A 19573-nucleotide genomic window follows, 5' to 3' on the forward strand; every position below is an offset into this window, starting at 1 on the left:
CTCCTCCGTGCTGCTTTCTTGTTAGGTCTGCGGAATCAGCCTGACTGCTCTCGCACGATGCCTGCAAGGCGGGTGGCCTGCAAACGCATGACGCGATACCGGCGCGACTCCGTTCAGTTCGTCGGTGGTGTTGCCGGCGCCGCGCGCCGAGGTGTTCATCGCGCGCGGCGCCGTCCATCAATTCATCAAACTCAATTCTCTTCCTCGAGCCAGCAGGTGCCGTGCTGGGCGAGCATCGCGCTCGCCGCGGCCGGTCCCCACGTGCCTGCCGCGTACGGCTTGGGCGGCTTGGGCGAGGCCTTCCATTCGTTCAGGATCGGCTCGACCCAACGCCATGCGGCTTCCTGTTCGTCGCGCCGCACGAACAGCGCGAGGCGCCCGTTGATCACGTCGAGGAGCAGCCGCTGATAGGCCTCCATCTGGCCTTCGCGGAAGAACCGGTCGAACGCGAGATCGAGGTATACGCTCGCGAGGTTCATACCCTCGCCGGGCTGCTTCGCGAGACAGTACAGACGAATCGTCTCGTTCGGCTGCAGACGGATCACGAGGCGGTTCGCGCCCGCGCGCAGCGCCGACGCGCCAAGCGCCGAATGCGGCACCGCACGGAAATTCACGACGATCTCGGCGACGCGATCGGCGAGCCGCTTGCCCGTGCGCAGGAAAAACGGCACGCCGGCCCAGCGCCAGTTCTCGATCTCGACCTTCAGCGCGACGAAGGTCTCGGTCGAGCTATCGGGCTTCACGCCGTGCTCGGTCGCGTAGGCCGGGACCGTGTTGCCGCGGATCACGCCCGAATGATACTGGCCGCGCACCGCGACCTTGCCGATTTCCTGCGGCTCGACCGGTTTGAGCGCGCGCAGCACGCGCAGCTTTTCGTCGCGCACCGAGTCGGAATCCATCGAGTGGGGCGGCTCCATCGCGACGATCGACAGCAACTGCAACAGGTGGTTCTGCACCATGTCGCGCAGCGCGCCGGTATTGTCGTAGAAATCGCCGCGCGCTTCGACGCCGAGTTCCTCGGCGATCGTGATCTGGATGCTTTCGACCCACTCGCGGCGCCACAGCGGCTCGAACAGCGCATTGCCGAAGCGCAGCGCGAGCAGGTTCTGCACCGGCTCCTTGCCGAGGTAATGGTCGATCCGGTAGATCTGTTCTTCCGCGAAGATTTCGCCGACCGCATCATTAATTGCGTTCGACGACTTCAGGTCGTAGCCGAGCGGCTTCTCGAGCACGATGCGCGCGTTGTGGTTCAGGCCCACCGCGGCAAGTGCATGGCAGATCGGCACGAACAGCGACGGACCCGTCGCCAGATAGAACACGCGGATGCCGGGCATCTCCTGGATCGCGTCGCGCAGTTGCGCGAAGTCATCCGGATTGCCGAGATCGATCTTCACGAACTCGATGCGCGCGAGGAAGCTCGTCCACGCGGCTTCGTCGAGGCCGTTCTTCGACACATGCGGCTTGACGTGCCCGTCGACCCACTGCAGATACTCGCCGCGATCCTCGACGTGCCGCGCGAGCGCGACGATCTTGCCGCTGTCGGCGAGCATGCCGCCCGCGCGGTGCGCCTCGAACAGCGCGGGCAGGATCTTGCGCATCGACAGATCGCCGGTTCCGCCGAAGAGAACGAAGGTGAAGCTTGAGTCGGTATGCATGAGTCTCCGTCGATGTCCTGAGGGCCGCCGCGCTGATCGGACACTGCACGCGCAGCGCCCCGGAAGAGCGACCGTAGTCCGATAAAATATTTTTTGACACTGAATTGTAGTTTAACTACAATCCAAATCAAGAGGTAGCGTTAATTCGATGAAAAAAGCGTGCGCTGTACTGACGGAATGCACGCTTTTTGCGAATCGGCGGGCGTCCCCGGCACGCTAACGGACAATGGGACAACGCCTTCCGGTACGCGCCAGCAGGGTGCCGGCGGACCTTACGGAAAGCCGGGGAGTCGACGGGCTTGCGGGTCGTTGCCCGCAGCCGACGTCACGCTGGCGTCGAGTTGGCGTATGAGGTACCTCGAGTCTGCAGCGCGATGCGGGCAGGCAAAAATCAAAAGAGGAGACAGTCAGTTGCATCCCGAACCACTCACCTCTTGAGCGTCCAGCGGCCGGACATCGGTCCGCCGGCACATGCCCTCGCGCATGCGCCCGACCGTGCTCGATCGCCAGTGTTTTGCCTGTTTGAACCAACCACAGCACCCTGGCGACATCAGGGGCCATTCGTTTTTTTGTTCAGGTGTCTGGAGGAGATAAGCAATGAAATTTCGCGCGATCATGGGCGCTCTGTGCGCTGCGGGTCTGATGTGTGGCGTGTCGGCCGTGCAGGCCGCCGAGTCGATCGAAGTGCTGCACTGGTGGACTTCGGGCGGCGAATCCAAGGCCGTCGGCGTCCTCAAGGACGACATGACGAAGCAGGGCTACACGTGGAAGGACTTCGCGGTCGCGGGCGGCGCTGGCGCGGCTGCCATGACGGCACTGAAGACGCAGGTGATCTCGGGCAACGCACCGAGCGCCGCGCAGATCAAGGGTCCGCTGATCCAGGAGTGGGCTTCGCAGGGCGTGCTGGTGCCAATCGACTCGGTCGCGGGCGACTGGAAGAAGAACCTGCCGCCGGAAATCGACAAGATCATTCGCGCGGACGGCCACTACGTCGCCGCTCCCTTCTCGGTGCACCGCGTGAACTGGCTGTACATCAACAAGGCAGCGCTGGACAAGGCCGGCGGCAAGGTGCCGACCACGTGGCCTGAGTTCTTCGCGGTGGCCGACAAGATGAAGGCCGCGGGCATTCAGCCGATCGCAATGGGCGGCCAGCCGTGGCAAGACCTGACGCTGTGGGAAGACGTCGTGCTGTCGGAAGGCGCGGACTTCTACAAGAAGGCGCTCGTCGACCTCGACGAGAAGACGCTGACCTCGGACAAGATGGTTCAGGTGTTCGACACGGTCCGCAAGATCCAGGGCTACTTCGACGCGGGCCGTACGGGCCGTGACTGGAACCTCGCCACGGCCATGGTCATCAACGGCAAGGCCGGCATGCAGTTCATGGGCGACTGGGCGAAGGGTGAGTTCACCAACGCTGGCAAGAAGTCGGGCACGGACTACATCTGCGCGGTGGTGCCGAACACCGACAAGGCTTATACGTTCAACGTCGACTCGTTCGTGTTCTTCCAGCAGAAGGGCCAGAAGGCCGCGACGCCGGGCCAGCTCGCGCTCGCGAAGACGATCATGTCGCCGGCGTTCCAGGAGCAGTTCAGCCTGTACAAGGGCTCGATCCCGGTGCGTCTCGGCGTGCCGATGGACAAGTTCGACGACTGCGCGAAGAAGTCGTACGCGGATGAGCAGATTGCGATCAAGGCCGGCGGTTATGTGCCGTCGCTCGCTCACGGCATGGCTCAGCCGGATGCCGCGGCAGGCGCGATCTCCGACGTCGTCACGAAGTTCATGAACTCGCAGGAAGATTCGAAGACCGCGGTTCAGGCTCTCGCGAAGGCAGCGAAGACCAAGTAAGCGTAAGTACGAAGTGTTGCGCCCGGCGGCTTGCATCCGAAGCACCGGGCGCGCCCTTCGGGCCGTGTCGAGTCGGACCTCGAGCTGCTTTCGTTCGCAGCGCAGTCCGGCGCCACCCGGCTCACCCTGGTTTCATGGAGTCACACCCATGACTGTCGCGGTCCCGCGCCATGCGTGCACGGGCAGCCCGACGGCACAGTTTCAGCAGGAGTCGAGTAGTGACTGCTTCCATCAGCGGGAACGGGAAAACGGCCACCGTCACCCGCCGCACGTCGCCCATGGCGGCCCTTGCCGATCGCTATATTCCGAAGCTGGTGCTCGCACCCAGCGTCTTGATCAGCCTGATCTTCGTGTATGGCTTTATCGCAATCACCGGCTATCTGTCGCTGTCTACTTCGCGGCTGATGCCTCGTTGGGAGTTCGCGGGTCTCGACCGCTATCGCGAACTGTTTCAGAACGACGTGTTCTGGACTTCGGCCGCGAACCTCGGCTGGTTCGGCATTCCGTTCATCGGTATCTGCATCGGTCTGGGTCTGTTGCTCGCGATCCTGCTCGATCAGCAGATCCGCAACGAAGGCGCGCTGCGCGCCGTGTTCCTGTATCCGATGGCGCTGTCGTTCATCGTGACCGGCACCGCGTGGCAATGGATTCTGACGCCGAGCATCGGCATCGAGAAGGTGTTTCACGACTGGGGCTGGACGAGCTTCTCGTTCAACTGGCTCGGCGACCCGGACAGGGCGATCTTCTGTATCGTGATCGCGGCGGTCTGGCAGTCCACCGGCTTCGTGATGGCGCTGTTCCTCGCCGGCTTGCGCGGCGTCGACAGCGAGATCTTCAAGGCCGCGCAGATGGACGGCGCGAACCTGCCGACCATCTACCGCAAGATCGTGATACCGAGCATGCGGCCGGTGTTCTTCTCCGTGCTGCTGATCCTTTGTCACATCACCATCAAGACGTTCGACCTGGTCGTCGCGCTGACCGCCGGCGGTCCGGGTACGTCGACGTCGCTGCCGGCCATCTTCATGTACACGTTTTCGTTCAACCGTGGGCAGCTCGGCGTCGGCGCGGCATCGTCGATCATGATGCTCGCTACCGTAGTGGCCGTGCTCGTGCCGCTGATGTATCTGGAATCGAGGAGCACCCGCAATGCAGCCTAAGATGACGATTAGCCGTGCCGTCATTTACGCGGCCCTGGTTCTGTTTGCGCTGTACTTCCTGTTCCCGCTGTACGTGATGCTGTCGACGTCGTTCAAGGACATCGACCAGTTGCGCACTGGCAACCTGCTGACGCCGCCGACGAGCTGGAGCTTCGCGCCGTGGCTCAAGGCGTGGAGCGGCGCGTGTACGGGGGTGCGTTGCGACGGCATGCAGCCGTTCTTCATGAACTCGGTGCGCATGGTGATTCCGGCCGTGCTGATCTCGTCGATCATCGGCGCGTTCAACGGCTACGTGCTCACGCACTGGCGGTTCCGCGGCGCCGATCCGATCTTCACGATGCTGCTGGTCGGCTGCTTCATTCCGTTCCAGGCGATCCTGCTGCCGATGGCGCGCCTCGAAGGCATCCTCGGGCTGGCGAACACGGTGAGCGGCCTCGTGCTCGTGCACGTGATCTACGGTATCGCGTTCACGACGATGTTCTTCCGCAACTTCTACGTGAGCGTGCCGGCTGAACTCGTGAAGGCCGCGCGGATCGACGGCGCGGGTTTCTTCACGATCTTCACGAAGATCCTGCTGCCGGTGTCGCTGCCGATCTTCATGGTGTGCCTGATCTGGCAATTCACGCAGATCTGGAACGACTTCCTGTTCGGTATCGTGTTCTCCGGCGTCGATTCGATGCCGATCACCGTGGCGCTGAACAACCTCGTCAACACCTCGACCGGCGTGAAGGAATACAACGTGGACATGGCCGGCGCGATCATCGCGGCGCTGCCCACGCTGCTCGTCTATATCATCGCCGGACGTTACTTCGTGCGCGGCCTGACCGCGGGCGCGGTGAAGGGCTAAATCACCCTGGAGCGACGGCGTTTCACCGAACGCGTGCCGTCGTCGCCTGACAAGACGTTTTCAAGCAGTACCAGAGACTAGAGGATTCACAGCATGGCAAGCCTTTCCATCCGTGACGTGTACAAGACCTACCCGAACGGGGTGCCGGTTCTGAAGGGTGTCAACATCGACATCGAAGACGGCCAGTTCCTGATTCTGGTCGGCGGCTCAGGCTGCGGTAAGTCGACGCTGCTCAACATGATTGCCGGTCTCGAAACCGTGACCAAGGGCGAGATCCAGATCGACGGCAAGACGGTCAACAACCTGTCGCCGAAAGATCGCGACATCGCGATGGTGTTCCAGTCGTACGCGCTCTATCCGTCGATGACGGTGCGCGACAACATCTCGTTCGGCCTGAACATCCGCAAGGTGCCGAAGCAGCAGCAGACGCAGATTGTCGAGCGTGTGTCGAACACGCTGCAGATCAAGCATCTGCTCGATCGCAAGCCGGGTCAGCTGTCGGGCGGCCAGCGTCAGCGCGTCGCGATGGGCCGCGCGCTCGCGCGCGATCCGGTGATGTTCCTGTTCGACGAGCCGCTGTCGAACCTCGACGCGAAGCTGCGCATCGAGATGCGCTCGGAAATCAAGCTGCTGCATCAACGCCTCGGCACGACGATCGTCTACGTGACGCACGACCAGATCGAAGCGATGACGCTCGGCGACCGCATCGCGGTGATGAAGGACGGCATCGTTCAGCAGTTCGGCGCGCCGCAGGAAATCTACGACTCGCCGTCGAACCTGTTCGTCGCGGGCTTCATCGGCGCACCGCCGATGAACTTCATCGAAGGCAAGCTGGTCGAGCAGGGCTCGGGCGTCGGCATAGAACTCGATACGGGCGTCGCGCGCAAGGTGCTGGTGCTGCCGTTCGATTCGGCGAAGGTGCGCTCGCACGTCGGCAACAACGTGATTCTCGGCCTGCGTCCGGAACGCATCACCGATGCGCGCGGCGCGCACGGCGACGACTCGAAGCTGCAGCCGGTCGAAGTGAAGGTCGACGTGATCGAGCCGACCGGTCCGGACACGCTGGTGTTCGCGCAGATCAACGGCAAGCGCGTGGTGAGCCGCGTGCACCCGGCGTCGAACCCGCAACCGGAGAACAATGCGACGCTGCTGTTCGATACGTCGAAGGCGGTGTTGTTCGATCCGGCGAATGAAGAGCGGATTGCGTAAGTCGTCGCCTAAGCGCTGAATCCGTCGCTCCAGAAAAGCCCCATGTGTTGAATTGCGCATGGGGCTTCTGTTCTTTTGCAGCCGTTACGCCGGCTCGGGCAAACGCAAGTCCGGATTGTTGCGCGCGAGCTCGCTGACCCAGTCGATAAACGCGCGCAGCCGCGAACTCAGATTGCGGCGATGCGCATACAGGATCGACAGCGGTGTACCGGGGCTCGTGTAGTTGCCGAGAATCTCCGTGAGCGCGCCTTGCTCGATCAGCTCGGCGACCATGAAGCGCGACGGCTGGATGATGCCGTGGCCCAACACAGCCGCCGTGATGTACACCGAGCCGTCGTTAACGGCGAGCGTGCTATCCATCGCGACGCGCTCGATTTCGCCGTCCACTTCGTATTCGAACGGGAAGGTCCTGCCGCTGCGCGCGGACACGTAGTTGACCGCGCGATGCTCGCCGAGGTCCGCCAGCGTGGTCGGCGTGCCGAACTTGCGCAGATACGCGGGCGATGCGCACGTGACGATGCGCGCAAGCCCGATGCGCTTCGCAACGAGGCTCGATTCTTCGGGCGTGCCCATGCGGATGACGCAATCGACGGCGTCCTGGATCAGATCGATGTTGCGGTCCGCGAGACCGAGGCGCACGTCGATCGCGGGGTATTGCGCGTAGAAGTCGTCGAGCGCGGGCAGCAGCAGCGAGCGCGCGAGCGTGCCGGAGGTGTCGACGCGGATCGTCCCGGCCGGATTCTCGCGCTTGCTCGACAGCGACGACTCGGCATCGGCGACGTCGGCGAGAATGCGCACGCAGCGCTCGTAGAACGATGCGCCGTCTTCGGTCACGCTGACCTGGCGCGTCGAGCGGTTCAGGAGCCGCACGCCGACGTGTTCCTCGAGCGCCTGGATCGTGCGGCTGACCTTCGCGCGCGGCAGATCGAGCGATTCCGAAACCTTGGTGAAGCTGTTCGCTTCGACCACGCGCGTGAAGATCTCCATCGCTTCGAAACGGTCCATGGTGTGCCTTGTGGGTGGTGAGCCAGAAGAAGGGCGGGGCAGGTTTGCGACACGACAGGAAGTCTACAGCCAGCAAAACTGGTTGTCTGCCGCGCCTCGTTCGCGCGCAACCGCAACCGCCACCGCCGCTCGTGGCTCAATCCCGCTCCGGCGCGCCCAGCGGAAATAGCGGCCGGTAGGGCCGCGCCTCGTCGACCGCGCGTGCGAACGAGGGCCGCGCGAGCAGCCGCTGCCGGTACGCGCGCACGTGCGCGAACGCGGGGTCGATCGGGTGCGTCCAGTCGGCGTAGAACAGGAACGGGGCGGCGCCGCAGTCGGCGAGGCTGAAGCTGTCGCCGGCGGCCCATTCGCGCTCGGCCATGTGACGGTCGAGCCATGCGTACGAAGTGTCGAGCAGCGCGCGCGCATCGGCGACGCCACGCCGGTCGCGCTCGGCTTCGGGACGCAGGCTATCGAACACGACTTTTTGCTGTGGAGTCGAAATGTAGTTGTCGAAGAAGCGGTCCATCGTGCGCACCTCGAGCGCGGCGCGCGGATCGGCGGGCAACAGCGTGACAGGCCCCGGATAATGCAGGCCCAGATATTCGATGATGATGCTCGCCTCGACCACCGTGCGCCCGCCGTCGACGAGCACCGGGAAGCGCCTGATCGGCCACAGCGCGGCCAATTCGGCCATGACCTTCGGGTCGTCATGCGCGAGCACGCGCCTCTCGAACGGCGTACCGTTTTCGTACAGCGCGGTCAGGGCCTTCTGGCAGTAGGACGAGAACGGATGGGCATAAAGCAGCACGGGCATCGCGATCACCTTTGACGGTTGCACAGCACGAGTACGCGGTGACGACGAGAGCCACACCGCGCGACGGCCGGGCTGGCCGTTTACCCCACGACGAACGACGGCCGAAAAAATCGACCTCAGACCTTCGCGCTCGCCCCATGCGGCGGCAACGACCCCGGCTGCAACAGCACGACCACCGCGCCGGCGCCGCCGTCATGCGGGCGCGCCTGACAGAACGCGATCACTTCGGATTTCTGCACGAGCCAGGCGCGCACCTTGCCCTTCAGCACCGGCTCCTTGCCGATCGACCCCAGACCCTTGCCGTGAATCACGCGCAGGCAGCGCAGGCCGCGTTTGGCCGATTCGCGGATGAATTCCGCGAGCGCCTCGCGTGCCTCTTCGCGCCGCATGCCGTGCAGGTCGATCTGCGCCTGCACGATCCAGTCGCCGCGCCGCAGCTTGCGCACTACGTCGCGGCTCAAGCCGGGGCGGCAATACGACAGCGTTTCGTCGGTTTCGAGCAGCACTTCGGGGTCGAATTCGTCGGAGATCGCTTCGTGAAGCACCGCCTCCTCGTCGAGCAGCGTCTGCACCGGCAGCGGCGGCGGGGGATTGCGCGTGAGCGTCGCGCGCGGCGGAATCGCGAGCGGCGCGACTTCGCCGATCTCGCGGCGGAACAGATCGGCGTCGGCGGCCGCTTCGCGCTGCGCCGCTCGCGTCGCCGCCTGTTCGCGCTCGCGCCGCTCGGCTTCGCCCTTCAACGCTTCACGCAACGCACCGAGTCCGGCGAGCCCCGATGCGCGATCGAGCTTCGGTGCGACTGCGGGCGCAGCCGTTGCGGGCGCGGGACGCGTGGCGGCTTGCGGGCGTTTCGGTTCGTTCGGATGGGGCTGATTCTTCGGCATGTCGGCAATACAGGCGGAAAGGTCGGTCGGTGGTGCTGCCAACGCGCTCGACGCACATTGACAAAGCGGCAAAAACGACAAAGGCCGCCGGCATTTCAGCCGCGGCCTTCGTGAGCCAATGACAGCAGCGCTGCGCCACCGTCATTTTACTGTCGCGCCCGTTTGTCGGGACTTCGTCTCGACATAAGGCAGCGCGCTGCGGATCAGCGGTCCGCTTCCGCGCTCATCGCGTGCTCGCCGGCCATCTCGTTGATGGTCTCGAGATAGCGCTGCGCGTCGAGCGCGGCCATACAGCCGGTGCCCGCGCTGGTGATCGCCTGGCGATAGATGTGGTCCTGCACGTCGCCCGCGGCGAACACGCCCGGCACGCTGGTCGCGGTCGCGAAACCGTTCAGGCCGCCCTTCGTGATGATGTAGCCGTTCTTCATCTCGAGCTGGCCTTCGAAGATGTCCGTGTTCGGCTTGTGGCCGATCGCGACGAACAGGCCCTGCAGCGCGATGTCGGTGGTCTCGCCACTCTGCGTGTGCTTGATGCGCAGGCCGGTCACGCCGGAGTTGTCGCCGGTTACTTCTTCGAGCACATGGTTCCACTTGATCTCGACGACGCCTTCCTTCTCCTTCGCGAGCAGACGGTCGATCAGGATCGGCTCGGCGCGGAACTTGTCGCGGCGATGGATCACGGTTACCTTCTTCGCGATGCCGGCGAGGTACAGCGCCTCTTCGACGGCCGTATTGCCGCCGCCGATCACGGCGACGTGCTGCTGCTTGTAGAAGAAGCCGTCGCAGGTCGCGCAGGCCGACACGCCCTTGCCCATGAACGCCTCTTCCGACGGCAGGCCGAGATACTGCGCCGATGCGCCCGTCGAGATGATCAGCGAATCGCACGTGTATTCGCCCGAATCGCCGATCAGGCGAATCGGCTTCTCATCGAGCTTCGCCGTGTGGATGTGGTCGAAGATGATCTCGGTATTGAAGCGCTCGGCGTGCTCGAGGAAGCGCGCCATCAGTTCCGGGCCTTGCACGCCGTTGGCGTCGGCGGGCCAGTTTTCGACGTCGGTCGTGGTCATCAGCTGGCCGCCTTGCGCGATGCCGGTGACGAGCACCGGCGCGAGGTTGGCGCGCGCCGCGTAAACCGCCGCCGTGTAGCCGGCGGGACCGGAACCGAGAATCAGAACCTTGGCGTGTTTCGTTGCAGTTGCGGGCATGATCGAATCCTTGTACGGCGCGCGGCTCGCCGCTGCGTAGCCGTGCGTTTTTGAGCTGAAACTGTAGATGGGTATCAGTCGGGCATTATAAAGGGCGGGGCGTGCCGCTGCGCCATCAAGCTTTCTGATCGCCGCGATAGCGTGGCGGCGTGGGCGCTCGGGGCGAGCCCGCGGCGCGATACGGCGAATTCAGCGCGCCTCGCGCATGCATCTGTGGTCAAACAGCCAGGTTACCGTCATTTACAGCCTCGCGCGGGGCACAGCGTTTACAATAGCCCGGATCGAAGTTTCCGGTAGCCGGGATCGGGCCCGAAGCCGTGCGCGGCGAGGCTCGGGCCGCGTTCCCGGCGGCAGTTTCAGCCTGAACCGGCTACCCCAGGCAACAGGATCAATGGCAAAAGCTCCCTATACCGCGAGCGCGCAGGCATTGCCGCACCGCATGTCGCGCCTCTTCACCGAAATCCGCTGGATTCTGCAGGTGGCCCTCGGCGTGTTCCTGCTGATGTCGCTCGTCAGCTACAGCAGGCACGACCCGAGCTGGACCCATGCTGCGCAGGTCGACCATATCTCGAACTGGGCGGGCCGCGTCGGCGCGTGGACTTCCGACATCCTGCTGCTGCTGTTCGGCCTGTCCGCCTACTGGTGGATCGTGCTGCTCGGCCGCCACATCTCCGCGAACTACAAGCGCATCACTCGCAACGAAGAGCCGCAGGACGACGACGCGCCGCGCGGCGTCAGCTGGCTCGCGGACGCGTTCGCGTTCATGCTCGTGCTGCTGTCGTGCAACGGCCTCGAGGCGCTGCGCATGTGGTCGCTGAAGGTGCAGTTGCCGCGCGCGCCTGGCGGCGTGATCGGCGAGGCTGTCGCGCGCGGCATCTCGCATGCGCTCGGCTTCACCGGTGGCACGCTCGCGCTGCTGCTCGGTCTCGGGATCGGGCTGTCGCTGTACTTCCGTTTTTCGTGGCTGTCGGTCGCGGAGAAGGTCGGCGAATCGATCATTTCCGCGGTGACGTTCGCGAAGCTGCGCCGCGAGGCCGGGCTCGATCGCAAGCTCGGCGAAGCGGCCGCCGTGAAGCGCGGAGGCAAGGTCGAGAAGGGCCGCGTGCGCATCGAGGAGCACGAGCCCGTAGTGATCGTGCCGCCGCTCGCCACGCCGGCGAAGTCGGAGCGTGTCGAGAAGGAACGCCAGGTGCCGCTCTTTACCGATCTGCCCGGCGACTCCACGCTGCCGCCCATCGCGCTGCTCGACCCCGCGCCAGCCGCGCAGGAAACCATTTCCGCGGACACGCTCGAATTCACGTCGCGCCTGATCGAGAAGAAGCTGAAGGACTTCGGTGTCGACGTGAGCGTGGTCGCCGCGTATCCGGGGCCCGTCGTCACGCGCTATGAAATCGAGCCGGCCACGGGCGTGAAGGGCAGTCAGATCGTTAATCTCGCGAAGGATCTCGCGCGCTCGCTGTCGCTCGTGTCGATTCGCGTCGTCGAAACGATTCCGGGCAAGAACTACATGGCGTTGGAGCTGCCGAACCAGCGCCGTCAGACCGTGAGCCTGTCCGAAATTCTCGGCTCGGCCGTGTATGCGGATGCCGCGTCGCCGCTCACAATGGGTCTCGGCAAGGACATCGGCGGCAAGCCCGTGTGCGCGGACCTCGCGAAGATGCCGCATTTGCTCGTCGCCGGCACGACTGGTTCGGGCAAGTCCGTGGGTATCAACGCGATGATCCTGTCGCTGCTGTACAAGGCGAGCGCCGAGCAGGTGCGCATGATCCTGATCGATCCGAAGATGCTCGAAATGAGCGTCTACGAAGGCATTCCGCACCTGCTGTGTCCGGTCGTCACCGATATGCGCCAGGCGGGCCACGCGCTGAACTGGGCGGTCGCCGAAATGGAGCGCCGCTACAAGCTGATGAGCAAGGTCGGCGTGCGTAACCTCGCCGGTTACAACAACAAGATCGACGAAGCGGCCAAGCGCGAAGAGAAGCTGCCGAATCCGTTCAGCCTGACGCCGGACGATCCGGAACCGCTGACGCGTTTGCCGAACATCGTGATCGTCATCGACGAACTGGCCGACCTGATGATGGTCGTCGGCAAGAAGGTCGAAGAGCTGATCGCGCGGATCGCGCAGAAGGCGCGCGCGGCCGGCATCCATCTGATTCTCGCTACGCAGCGTCCGTCGGTCGACGTGATCACCGGCCTGATCAAGGCCAACGTGCCGACCCGTATGGCGTTCCAGGTGTCGTCGAAGATCGACTCGCGCACGATTCTCGACCAGCAGGGCGCCGAGTCGCTGCTCGGCATGGGCGACATGCTCTATCTGCCGCCAGGCAGCGGTTTGCCGGTGCGCGTGCACGGCGCGTTCGTGTCGGATGATGAAGTGCATCGCGTCGTCGACAAGCTCAAGGAGCAGGGCGAGCCGAACTATATCGAGGGCATTCTCGAAGGCGGCGTGAGCGGCGAGGGCGACGAAGGCTCGGCGGGAACCGCGTCCACCGAAGGCGAGTCGGACCCGTTATACGATCAGGCGGTCGACGTCGTGCTGAAGAATCGCCGCGCGTCGATTTCACTCGTGCAGCGGCATCTGCGCATCGGCTACAACCGGGCGGCGCGTCTACTCGAACAGATGGAGAATTCGGGCGTGGTGTCGGCGATGTCGTCGAACGGCAATCGCGAGATCCTGGCGCCGGCGCGCGAGGCGGAATAGCCGCAACGAGCCATTGCGGCCATCGCGAGCGACGCCGCGTGCACCGTCCGGTGCGCCATTGCGGCTCGACGCCGGGCCAGTCACTCTGTGTTCAGCGAGTGCATCGAGCCGGCGCAGCCCATCACCGAATTCATTCAAGGGAGAAAAACCTATGCAAGCAATCGCGCAGCAGGATGCCCGACAGCGTCGAGCGGGGCGCCTCGGCGAGCGCGTGTCCCGCGGCATGCGCAAGATCGCGCGCGCCGTGGGCCGTGTCGCGATCGGTACGTCGCTGTTCGTCGCCTCGCACGCGTTCGCGAGCGGCACCGAGCAACTGAAGGCATTCATCGCGCAGGTCCATTCGGCGCGCGGCGCCTTCGTGCAGCAGGAAGTGCGCGCGCCGAGCAAGGCGCAGGGCGCGAGCGGCGCGCTGTCCACCGCGAACCCGGCCAAGCCGACCACGTCGAGCGGCACGTTCATGTTCGCGCGGCCCGGCAAGTTCATCTGGCAATACGAGAAGCCCTACTCGCAATTGCTGCAGGCGGACGGCGACAAGCTCTACGTCTACGACAAGGATCTGAACCAGGTGACGGTGCGCCCGCTCGGCAACGCGCTCGGCGCAAGCCCGGCGGCGATCCTGTTCGGCAGCAACGATCTGGACAAGAACTTCTCGCTGCGCGACGCAGGCGTGAAGGCCGGCATCGACTGGCTCGAACTGACGCCGAAGGCGAAGGACACGCAGTTCGAGCGCGTCGGCATCGGCTTCAAGGACGGCAATCTCGAAGCGATGGAATTGCACGACGTGTTCGGTAACGTGACGCTGCTCACGTTCTCGAACATCCAGAAAAATCCGCAACTGCCGCCCGATGCATTCAAGTTCACGGTGCCGAAGGGCGCGGATGTGATCAACGGATAAACCGCGCGGTAGGCGCCGACACTGGCGCCTTTGCAAACGCCCGCGAAGCCGCGCTTATCGAGCGCGGCTTTTTATTTCGCGCGGTGCGTGGATTGCGTAGGGATGCGCGTCCGGCGCCGCGACGATCATTAAATCGTCGTACAGGCAGACGTAATGATTTAGTGCAAGACTGGAAAGAGCGGCATTGCTCATGGGCTGGAGTTGGCGCGTCCGATCATTTTCCGGGATTGGGTACGCAATCTCTAACAATTTTTTGCTGCAACGCAACAAAATAACGCCTAAACTGATCGAATCTGGGTTGTCGCTTCAGATGTCTGGAAAGGTGAGGCATGTCATGAGATTGTCTTCTTCACACGATTCACGCTTGTCCCCATCCCTCCATGTGTTCCAGCAGGAGGGCGGGTGGCATTGGGGAATAACGGTTCCGCGCGCGGCCGGAAGTGGTTTCAAGGTCGTTGCATATAGTGAAAAAACCTTTATCGATGAGGCCGAAGCCCATCGGGAAGGCAATCGCGCGCTTGAGCGTTTCGCCGATACACGGGCGGTTCCGCTTGAACGGCAGTGAGGCAGTCAGGTTATCTAACGTATCCGGCAGCCCGTTATTTGGGTTTTCGAGCGGGAAACGCAAGAATTACCGCTGGTGATAATTTAATATGCAACCAATTGCATATTTTTTTGACTTCCGAAAAATCGTAGCGATAATGTCTCGTTTCGAGATATCGCATTTATTTTGACTTTCGCGGAATATGAAACCACCCACGCGCTAAGCGTGGAACTGGACGGCGTAAACTACGCCGGAACTTATCGCATCATGACGGGCAGCGTCGTCGTCCATTTCGCGAACGAGAGCAAATTCGCCTCGTACGCGCCGAATCGGCCGGAGACCGTCGCCCGTTGGCTGCTCACGGATCTGTGTCGCAAGGCCGAATCGCGTCGGCGCAAAGCGGCGAAAAAATAGCCCGCGGCGCGCCCTGTGATTGGCCGTTCGACGGTCACAAAAAAAGACCTGCATTTGGATTGCAGGTCTTTTTTATTTTGTGACAGCTGCGTCTAATGCAACGCGCTGAGGGTGACGCGCTCACGCATACGCGGTCTTGCGCGCCGATACGAACGCGTAATAGCACACCGCGCCGATCGCAAGCGACGGCAGCGTCGCGCCGACATTCGGTAGCCATTGATTGATCACCTGGTACGAGGCGATGCCGATCGCCCAAGCGACGAACGCGCTCAGGTGCCAGCCGCCCGAGAAGCCGTAGCGGCCGCGCACATCGGCGAGCACCGCGGCGTCGACGCGACGCTTGCGCACGATGAAGTGATCCATCAGCACGACGCCGAACAGCGGCGCGAATACCGAGCCGATCAGCAGCAGGAAGTTCTGGTACTTCGCCATCGGCACGAGCAGCGCGATCAGCGTGCACAGCGCACCGAACGCGGCCGACAGCAACGGCACGCTCGCGCGTGTCCAGAACGTGCCGGTCGATACCGCGGCCGAGTGGATGTCGGCGAACGCATTGTCGATTTCGTCGATCAGAATCAGCAGCAGCGCAAACCCGCCGCCCGCTTGCGCGAGCGCGCCGGTCAGCAATGCATCGCCGCCGCCGGCCGCGAGCCCGTAGACCGCGCCGAGCGCATAGAACCAGATGTTCGCGATGCCATAGCCGTATAGCGTGCCGCGGAACGTCTCGCCGGCGCGGCGGCTGAAGCGCGTGTAGTCGGCGATCAGCGGCAGCCATGACAGCGGCATCGCGACCACGAGGTCGACCGCGCCGCCGAACGACATCTCGCCGGTGCCGGGACGACGCATCAGGTCCGCGAGATTGTGGCGCGCGAGCAGGTTCCACGTGAGCCACGCGGCGCCCGCGAGCAGCAGCCAGATCCCCCACTTGCGCAGAAAGCGCCGCACGAACGACAGCGGGCCGCTGATCGCGAGCAGCGTCGCGAGCACGCCGAAGATCACGGTCCACACGAGCGGCATCGACAGGCCGAACGCCTGTTTCGCGAGCGCATCGGCAGAATCGCGCATCACGATCACCTCGAACGAGCCCCAGCCGACCAGTTGCACCATGTTCAGCACGGCCGGCACCGACGCGCCGCGCACGCCGAGCGTCGGACGCAGCGACGACATCGCCGCGAGCCCGGTGTCGGTGCCGATCACGCCCACGAGCGCGAGCAGCACGACACCGATCACGCTGCCGAGCACGATCGCGACGAGCGCATGCGGCAGCGACAGCCCCGGCACCAGCAGCGCGCCCGCCTGGGCGACGAGCAGGCCGATGCCGAGCGAGAACCACAGCGCGAACGCGTCGCCGGTGCGAAACGCGCGGCGCGCGTCGGGCACCGGCGTGAGCGGCGCGTAGGTGGAGCCGGCGTCGCCGGCGACGGAATCTTGAGCCATCTGATGTTCGTTCCTGTTGGTGGTGCTGTGATTCTTTGCGTTGCCGGCGCTCCGGGTCGGCCATCGCTTGGCCGCCGTCACTGTCATAATGCAGGACGTTGCCCGCGTTCGTGCCTGTGTTTCCGGCCGGACGCGGGCTTTGCGCTGGTCCCGCGTGGCGCTGCTCCGAAGCGGTGCGTGCCCCGGAAAGCCGAGATTATCCCCAAAACGTCATGTTTGAAGAAACCCGTGCCAATGTTCCGCTTGCCGAACGCCTGCGGCCACGCAATATCGACGAAGTGATCGGCCAGTCGCATCTGCTCGGTCCGAACAAGCCGCTCAGGGTCGCGTTCGAATCGGGCGAGGCCCATTCGATGATCCTGTGGGGCCCGCCGGGCGTCGGCAAGACCACGCTTGCGCGGCTGATGGCCGATGCGTTTCACGCGCAGTTCATCGCGTTGTCGGCGGTGCTGTCGGGCGTGAAGGATATCCGCGAGGCGGTCGAAACCGCGCAGATCCATCGCGCGAACGGCCATCAGACGCTGGTGTTCGTCGACGAAGTGCATCGCTTCAACAAGAGCCAGCAAGACGCGTTCTTGCCGCACGTCGAGTCGGGCCTGTTCGTGTTCGTCGGCGCGACGACCGAGAATCCGTCGTTCGAGGTCAATAGCGCGTTGCTGTCGCGCGCCGCTGTCTACGTGCTGAAGAGCCTGACGGACGACGAACAGCGCGAACTGCTCGAGCGCGCGCGGAAGGAACTGGGCGGCCTCACGTTCACCGACGAAGCGCGCGCCGCGCTGATCGGATCCGCCGACGGCGACGGCCGCAAGCTGCTGAACAACCTCGAGATCGTCGCGCGCGCGGCCGCCCGGCAGAAGACCACCGAAATCGACGGCGCGTTATTGGGCAGCGCGCTCGCGGAGAATCTGCGACGCTTCGACAAGGGCGGCGACGCCTTCTACGACCAGATCAGCGCGCTGCATAAATCCGTGCGCGGCAGCAACCCGGACGGCGCGCTGTACTGGTTTTGCCGCATGCTCGACGGCGGCGCGGACCCGCGCTATCTTGCGCGTCGCATCGTGCGCATGGCGTGGGAAGACATCGGCCTCGCGGACCCGCGCGCCGCGCGCATCACGCTCGACGCCGCCGAAACCTACGAGCGTCTCGGTTCGCCCGAAGGTGAACTCGCGCTTGCGCAGGCGATCATCTATCTGGCGGTCGCGCCGAAATCGAATGCCGGGTACAACGCGTACAACGAGGCGCGGCGCTTCGTCGGCAAGGACCAGTCGCGCGCGGTGCCGGTGCATCTGCGCAACGCGCCGACGAAGCTGATGAAGGAACTCGGCTACGGCCACGACTACCGCTACGCGCACGACGAACCCGATGCGTACGCGGCGGGCGAAACCTATCTGCCCGACGGCATGCGCGAGCCGCATTGGTACGAGCCGACACCGCGTGGTCTCGAAGGCAAGATCGGCGAGAAGCTCGCGCGCCTTGGCGAGCTCGATGCGCGGTGGCGCGCCGAGAACAAGCCGAAGAAGGCTTGAGGCGTTTCACCTTTGCCGGTGCGTTAAAATCGCGTTTTCATACAACGAACATCCGTCCCATCCCATGCTCGACATCCAGCTTCTGCGCAAAGACCTCGACGGCGTCGCAAAGCGCCTCGCCGACCGCGGCTATACCCTCGACGTCGCGGCCTTCACCGCGCTCGAAGCGGAACGCCGCGATACCCAGACCCGTACCGAAGAACTGCAGGCGCGCCGCAACAGCCTGTCGAAGCAGATCGGCGCGATGAAAGGACGCGGCGAAGACACGTCGGCGGTGATGGCCGAAGTCGGCGGCATCGGCGACGAGATGAAGGCGTCGGCGGTCAAGCTCGAAGACATCCAGAAGCGTCTGTCCGATCTGCTGCTCGACGTGCCGAATCTCGCGCACGAAAGCGTGCCGGTCGGCAACGACGAAGCCGGCAACGTCGAAGTGCGCCGCTGGGGCACGCCGCGCCAGTTCGACTTCGAGGTCAAGGATCACGTTGACGTCGGCACGCCGCTCGGCCTCGACTTCGAGACCGGCGCGAAGCTGTCGGGCGCGCGCTTCACGATGCTGCGCGGCCAGATTGCGCGGCTGCATCGCGCGCTCGCGCAGTTCATGATCGACACGCACACACAGCAGCACGGCTATACCGAGATCTACACGCCGTACATCGTCAATCCCGACATCCTGTACGGCACGGGCCAGCTGCCGAAGTTCGCGGACGATATGTTCCGCGTCGAAAAGGGCGGCGGTGAACACACGGTCACGCAGTACCTGATCTCGACCTCGGAAATTTCGCTGACGAACACGGTGCGTGAGAGCATCGTCGAAGCGGACGCGCTGCCGATCAGGCTGACCGCGCACTCGCCGTGCTTCCGCTCGGAAGCGGGCTCGTATGGCCGCGACACGCGCGGCATGATCCGCCAGCATCAGTTCGACAAGGTCGAGATGGTGCAGGTCGTAGCGCCAGGCGCATCGTACGCCGCGCTCGAGCAAATGGTCGGCCATGCGGAGGCGATTCTGCAAAAGCTCGAACTGCCGTATCGCGTGATCACGCTGTGCACCGGCGACATGGGCTTTTCCGCAGCGAAGACCTACGACCTGGAAGTGTGGCTGCCCGCGCAGAACACCTATCGTGAGATTTCGAGTTGCTCGAATACCGAGTCGTTCCAGGCGCGACGCATGCAGGCACGCTTCCGCAACGCGCAGGGCAAGCCGGAGCTCGTGCATACGCTCAACGGCTCGGGTCTCGCGGTGGGCCGCACGCTCGTCGCGGTGCTCGAGAACTTCCAGAACGCCGATGGCTCGGTGACGGTGCCCACGGCACTGCGGCCCTACCTCGGCGGCGTCGAGCGGCTGCAAGTGCCGGCGGCGTGAGCGTCGCCGATGCGCGCGCAGGCGCGGTGTCGTCGCGTGTCTGACGATGGATGCCGCGAACGGCATCGAGGTCCCGCGAAAATTTTTTAGAAA

At 64.2% G+C, this 19573-nt stretch carries 16 protein-coding genes; 9 read left to right on the forward strand and 7 right to left on the reverse strand.

Going from position 1 to position 19573, the window contains the following annotated elements:
- Positions 1–191: 191 nt before the first annotated feature.
- The gene (gene zwf, locus OKW29_RS39385; RefSeq protein WP_429294680.1) at positions 192–1655 is read right to left on the reverse strand and encodes a glucose-6-phosphate dehydrogenase; all 1464 of its coding nucleotides are present in this window, start codon (positions 1653–1655) and stop codon (positions 192–194) included.
- 597 nt (positions 1656–2252) lie between these two features.
- Between zwf and OKW29_RS39390 the strand changes: the two genes are divergently transcribed.
- From OKW29_RS39390 to OKW29_RS39405, 4 genes are all read left to right on the forward strand, one after another.
- Positions 2253–3500 (forward strand): ABC transporter substrate-binding protein, encoded by a 1248-nt coding sequence (locus OKW29_RS39390; RefSeq protein ID WP_429294681.1) that lies wholly within the window; start codon positions 2253–2255, stop codon positions 3498–3500.
- Between the two features lie 218 nt (positions 3501–3718).
- The gene (locus tag OKW29_RS39395; protein WP_184065377.1) at positions 3719–4657 is read left to right on the forward strand and encodes a carbohydrate ABC transporter permease; all 939 of its coding nucleotides are present in this window, start codon (positions 3719–3721) and stop codon (positions 4655–4657) included.
- Positions 4647–5504: a carbohydrate ABC transporter permease gene (locus tag OKW29_RS39400; protein WP_167368627.1), complete on the forward strand. Its 858-nt coding sequence runs from the start codon at positions 4647–4649 to the stop codon at positions 5502–5504. Before OKW29_RS39395 ends, OKW29_RS39400 begins: the two co-directional genes overlap by 11 nt.
- Positions 5505–5597: 93 nt before the next feature.
- The gene (locus OKW29_RS39405) at positions 5598–6713 is read left to right on the forward strand and encodes an ABC transporter ATP-binding protein (protein ID WP_184065380.1); all 1116 of its coding nucleotides are present in this window, start codon (positions 5598–5600) and stop codon (positions 6711–6713) included.
- A gap of 84 nt (positions 6714–6797) precedes the next feature.
- Here OKW29_RS39405 and OKW29_RS39410 read toward each other — a convergent pair whose 3' ends face one another.
- From OKW29_RS39410 to trxB, 4 genes are all read right to left on the reverse strand, one after another.
- Entirely contained in the window at positions 6798–7718 is a 921-nt protein-coding gene (locus OKW29_RS39410) for a LysR family transcriptional regulator (RefSeq protein WP_429294682.1), read from the reverse strand.
- Between the two features lie 136 nt (positions 7719–7854).
- Positions 7855–8514: a glutathione S-transferase family protein gene (locus OKW29_RS39415; protein ID WP_429294683.1), complete on the reverse strand. Its 660-nt coding sequence runs from the start codon at positions 8512–8514 to the stop codon at positions 7855–7857.
- A 116-nt stretch (positions 8515–8630) separates the two neighbouring features.
- Positions 8631–9398, reverse strand: coding sequence for a Smr/MutS family protein (locus OKW29_RS39420; protein ID WP_184059794.1), 768 nt, complete (start codon positions 9396–9398; stop codon positions 8631–8633).
- Between the two features lie 203 nt (positions 9399–9601).
- Positions 9602–10603 carry a thioredoxin-disulfide reductase gene (gene trxB / locus OKW29_RS39425; RefSeq protein ID WP_184021156.1) on the reverse strand — a complete coding sequence of 334 codons (1002 nt, stop codon included), beginning with the start codon at positions 10601–10603 and terminating at the stop codon, positions 9602–9604.
- A gap of 391 nt (positions 10604–10994) precedes the next feature.
- Here trxB and OKW29_RS39430 point away from each other — a divergent pair, with 391 nt between their 5' ends.
- Positions 10995–13304, forward strand: coding sequence for a DNA translocase FtsK (locus OKW29_RS39430; RefSeq protein ID WP_429294684.1), 2310 nt, complete (start codon positions 10995–10997; stop codon positions 13302–13304).
- A gap of 151 nt (positions 13305–13455) precedes the next feature.
- Positions 13456–14199 (forward strand): outer membrane lipoprotein chaperone LolA, encoded by a 744-nt coding sequence (gene lolA, locus OKW29_RS39435; RefSeq protein ID WP_429294685.1) that lies wholly within the window; start codon positions 13456–13458, stop codon positions 14197–14199.
- A 358-nt stretch (positions 14200–14557) separates the two neighbouring features.
- Here the strand turns inward: lolA and OKW29_RS39440 are convergent, their stop codons facing one another.
- Positions 14558–14827 (reverse strand): hypothetical protein, encoded by a 270-nt coding sequence (locus tag OKW29_RS39440; protein ID WP_429294686.1) that lies wholly within the window; start codon positions 14825–14827, stop codon positions 14558–14560.
- Between the two features lie 141 nt (positions 14828–14968).
- On the opposite strand from OKW29_RS39440, the gene OKW29_RS39445 reads away from it, so the two are divergent.
- Positions 14969–15157, forward strand: coding sequence for a hypothetical protein (locus tag OKW29_RS39445; RefSeq protein ID WP_429294687.1), 189 nt, complete (start codon positions 14969–14971; stop codon positions 15155–15157).
- A 120-nt stretch (positions 15158–15277) separates the two neighbouring features.
- On the opposite strand, the gene cytX is transcribed toward OKW29_RS39445, so the two are convergent.
- A complete protein-coding gene (gene cytX / locus OKW29_RS39450; protein WP_187616012.1) occupies positions 15278–16594 on the reverse strand; it encodes a putative hydroxymethylpyrimidine transporter CytX in 1317 nt (438 codons plus the stop codon).
- A gap of 212 nt (positions 16595–16806) precedes the next feature.
- On the opposite strand from cytX, the gene OKW29_RS39455 reads away from it, so the two are divergent.
- Both OKW29_RS39455 and serS read left to right on the forward strand, forming a co-directional pair.
- Complete coding sequence (locus OKW29_RS39455; RefSeq protein ID WP_184021180.1) at positions 16807–18120, forward strand: replication-associated recombination protein A; 1314 nt, start codon at positions 16807–16809, stop codon at positions 18118–18120.
- Positions 18121–18184: 64 nt separating this feature from the next.
- The gene (gene serS, locus OKW29_RS39460; protein WP_429294688.1) at positions 18185–19480 is read left to right on the forward strand and encodes a serine--tRNA ligase; all 1296 of its coding nucleotides are present in this window, start codon (positions 18185–18187) and stop codon (positions 19478–19480) included.
- The last annotated feature ends 93 nt before the right edge of the window (positions 19481–19573 follow it).

Source organism: Paraburkholderia sp. CI3 (assembly GCF_050436505.1).
GTDB lineage: Bacteria > Pseudomonadota > Gammaproteobacteria > Burkholderiales > Burkholderiaceae > Paraburkholderia > Paraburkholderia tuberum.

Coding starts and splice junctions, on each gene's coding strand:
- OKW29_RS39415 (WP_429294683.1), bottom strand. CDS start 8,514: ATGCCCGTGCTGCTTTATGCCCATCCGTTCTCGTCCTACTGCCAGAAG.
- OKW29_RS39420 (WP_184059794.1), bottom strand. CDS start 9,398: ATGCCGAAGAATCAGCCCCATCCGAACGAACCGAAACGCCCGCAAGCC.
- OKW29_RS39455 (WP_184021180.1), top strand. CDS start 16,807: ATGTTTGAAGAAACCCGTGCCAATGTTCCGCTTGCCGAACGCCTGCGG.
- OKW29_RS39405 (WP_184065380.1), top strand. CDS start 5,598: ATGGCAAGCCTTTCCATCCGTGACGTGTACAAGACCTACCCGAACGGG.
- OKW29_RS39430 (WP_429294684.1), top strand. CDS start 10,995: ATGGCAAAAGCTCCCTATACCGCGAGCGCGCAGGCATTGCCGCACCGC.
- cytX (WP_187616012.1), bottom strand. CDS start 16,594: ATGGCTCAAGATTCCGTCGCCGGCGACGCCGGCTCCACCTACGCGCCG.
- zwf (WP_429294680.1), bottom strand. CDS start 1,655: ATGCATACCGACTCAAGCTTCACCTTCGTTCTCTTCGGCGGAACCGGC.
- OKW29_RS39390 (WP_429294681.1), top strand. CDS start 2,253: ATGAAATTTCGCGCGATCATGGGCGCTCTGTGCGCTGCGGGTCTGATG.
- serS (WP_429294688.1), top strand. CDS start 18,185: ATGCTCGACATCCAGCTTCTGCGCAAAGACCTCGACGGCGTCGCAAAG.
- lolA (WP_429294685.1), top strand. CDS start 13,456: ATGCAAGCAATCGCGCAGCAGGATGCCCGACAGCGTCGAGCGGGGCGC.
- trxB (WP_184021156.1), bottom strand. CDS start 10,603: ATGCCCGCAACTGCAACGAAACACGCCAAGGTTCTGATTCTCGGTTCC.
- OKW29_RS39400 (WP_167368627.1), top strand. CDS start 4,647: ATGCAGCCTAAGATGACGATTAGCCGTGCCGTCATTTACGCGGCCCTG.
- OKW29_RS39410 (WP_429294682.1), bottom strand. CDS start 7,718: ATGGACCGTTTCGAAGCGATGGAGATCTTCACGCGCGTGGTCGAAGCG.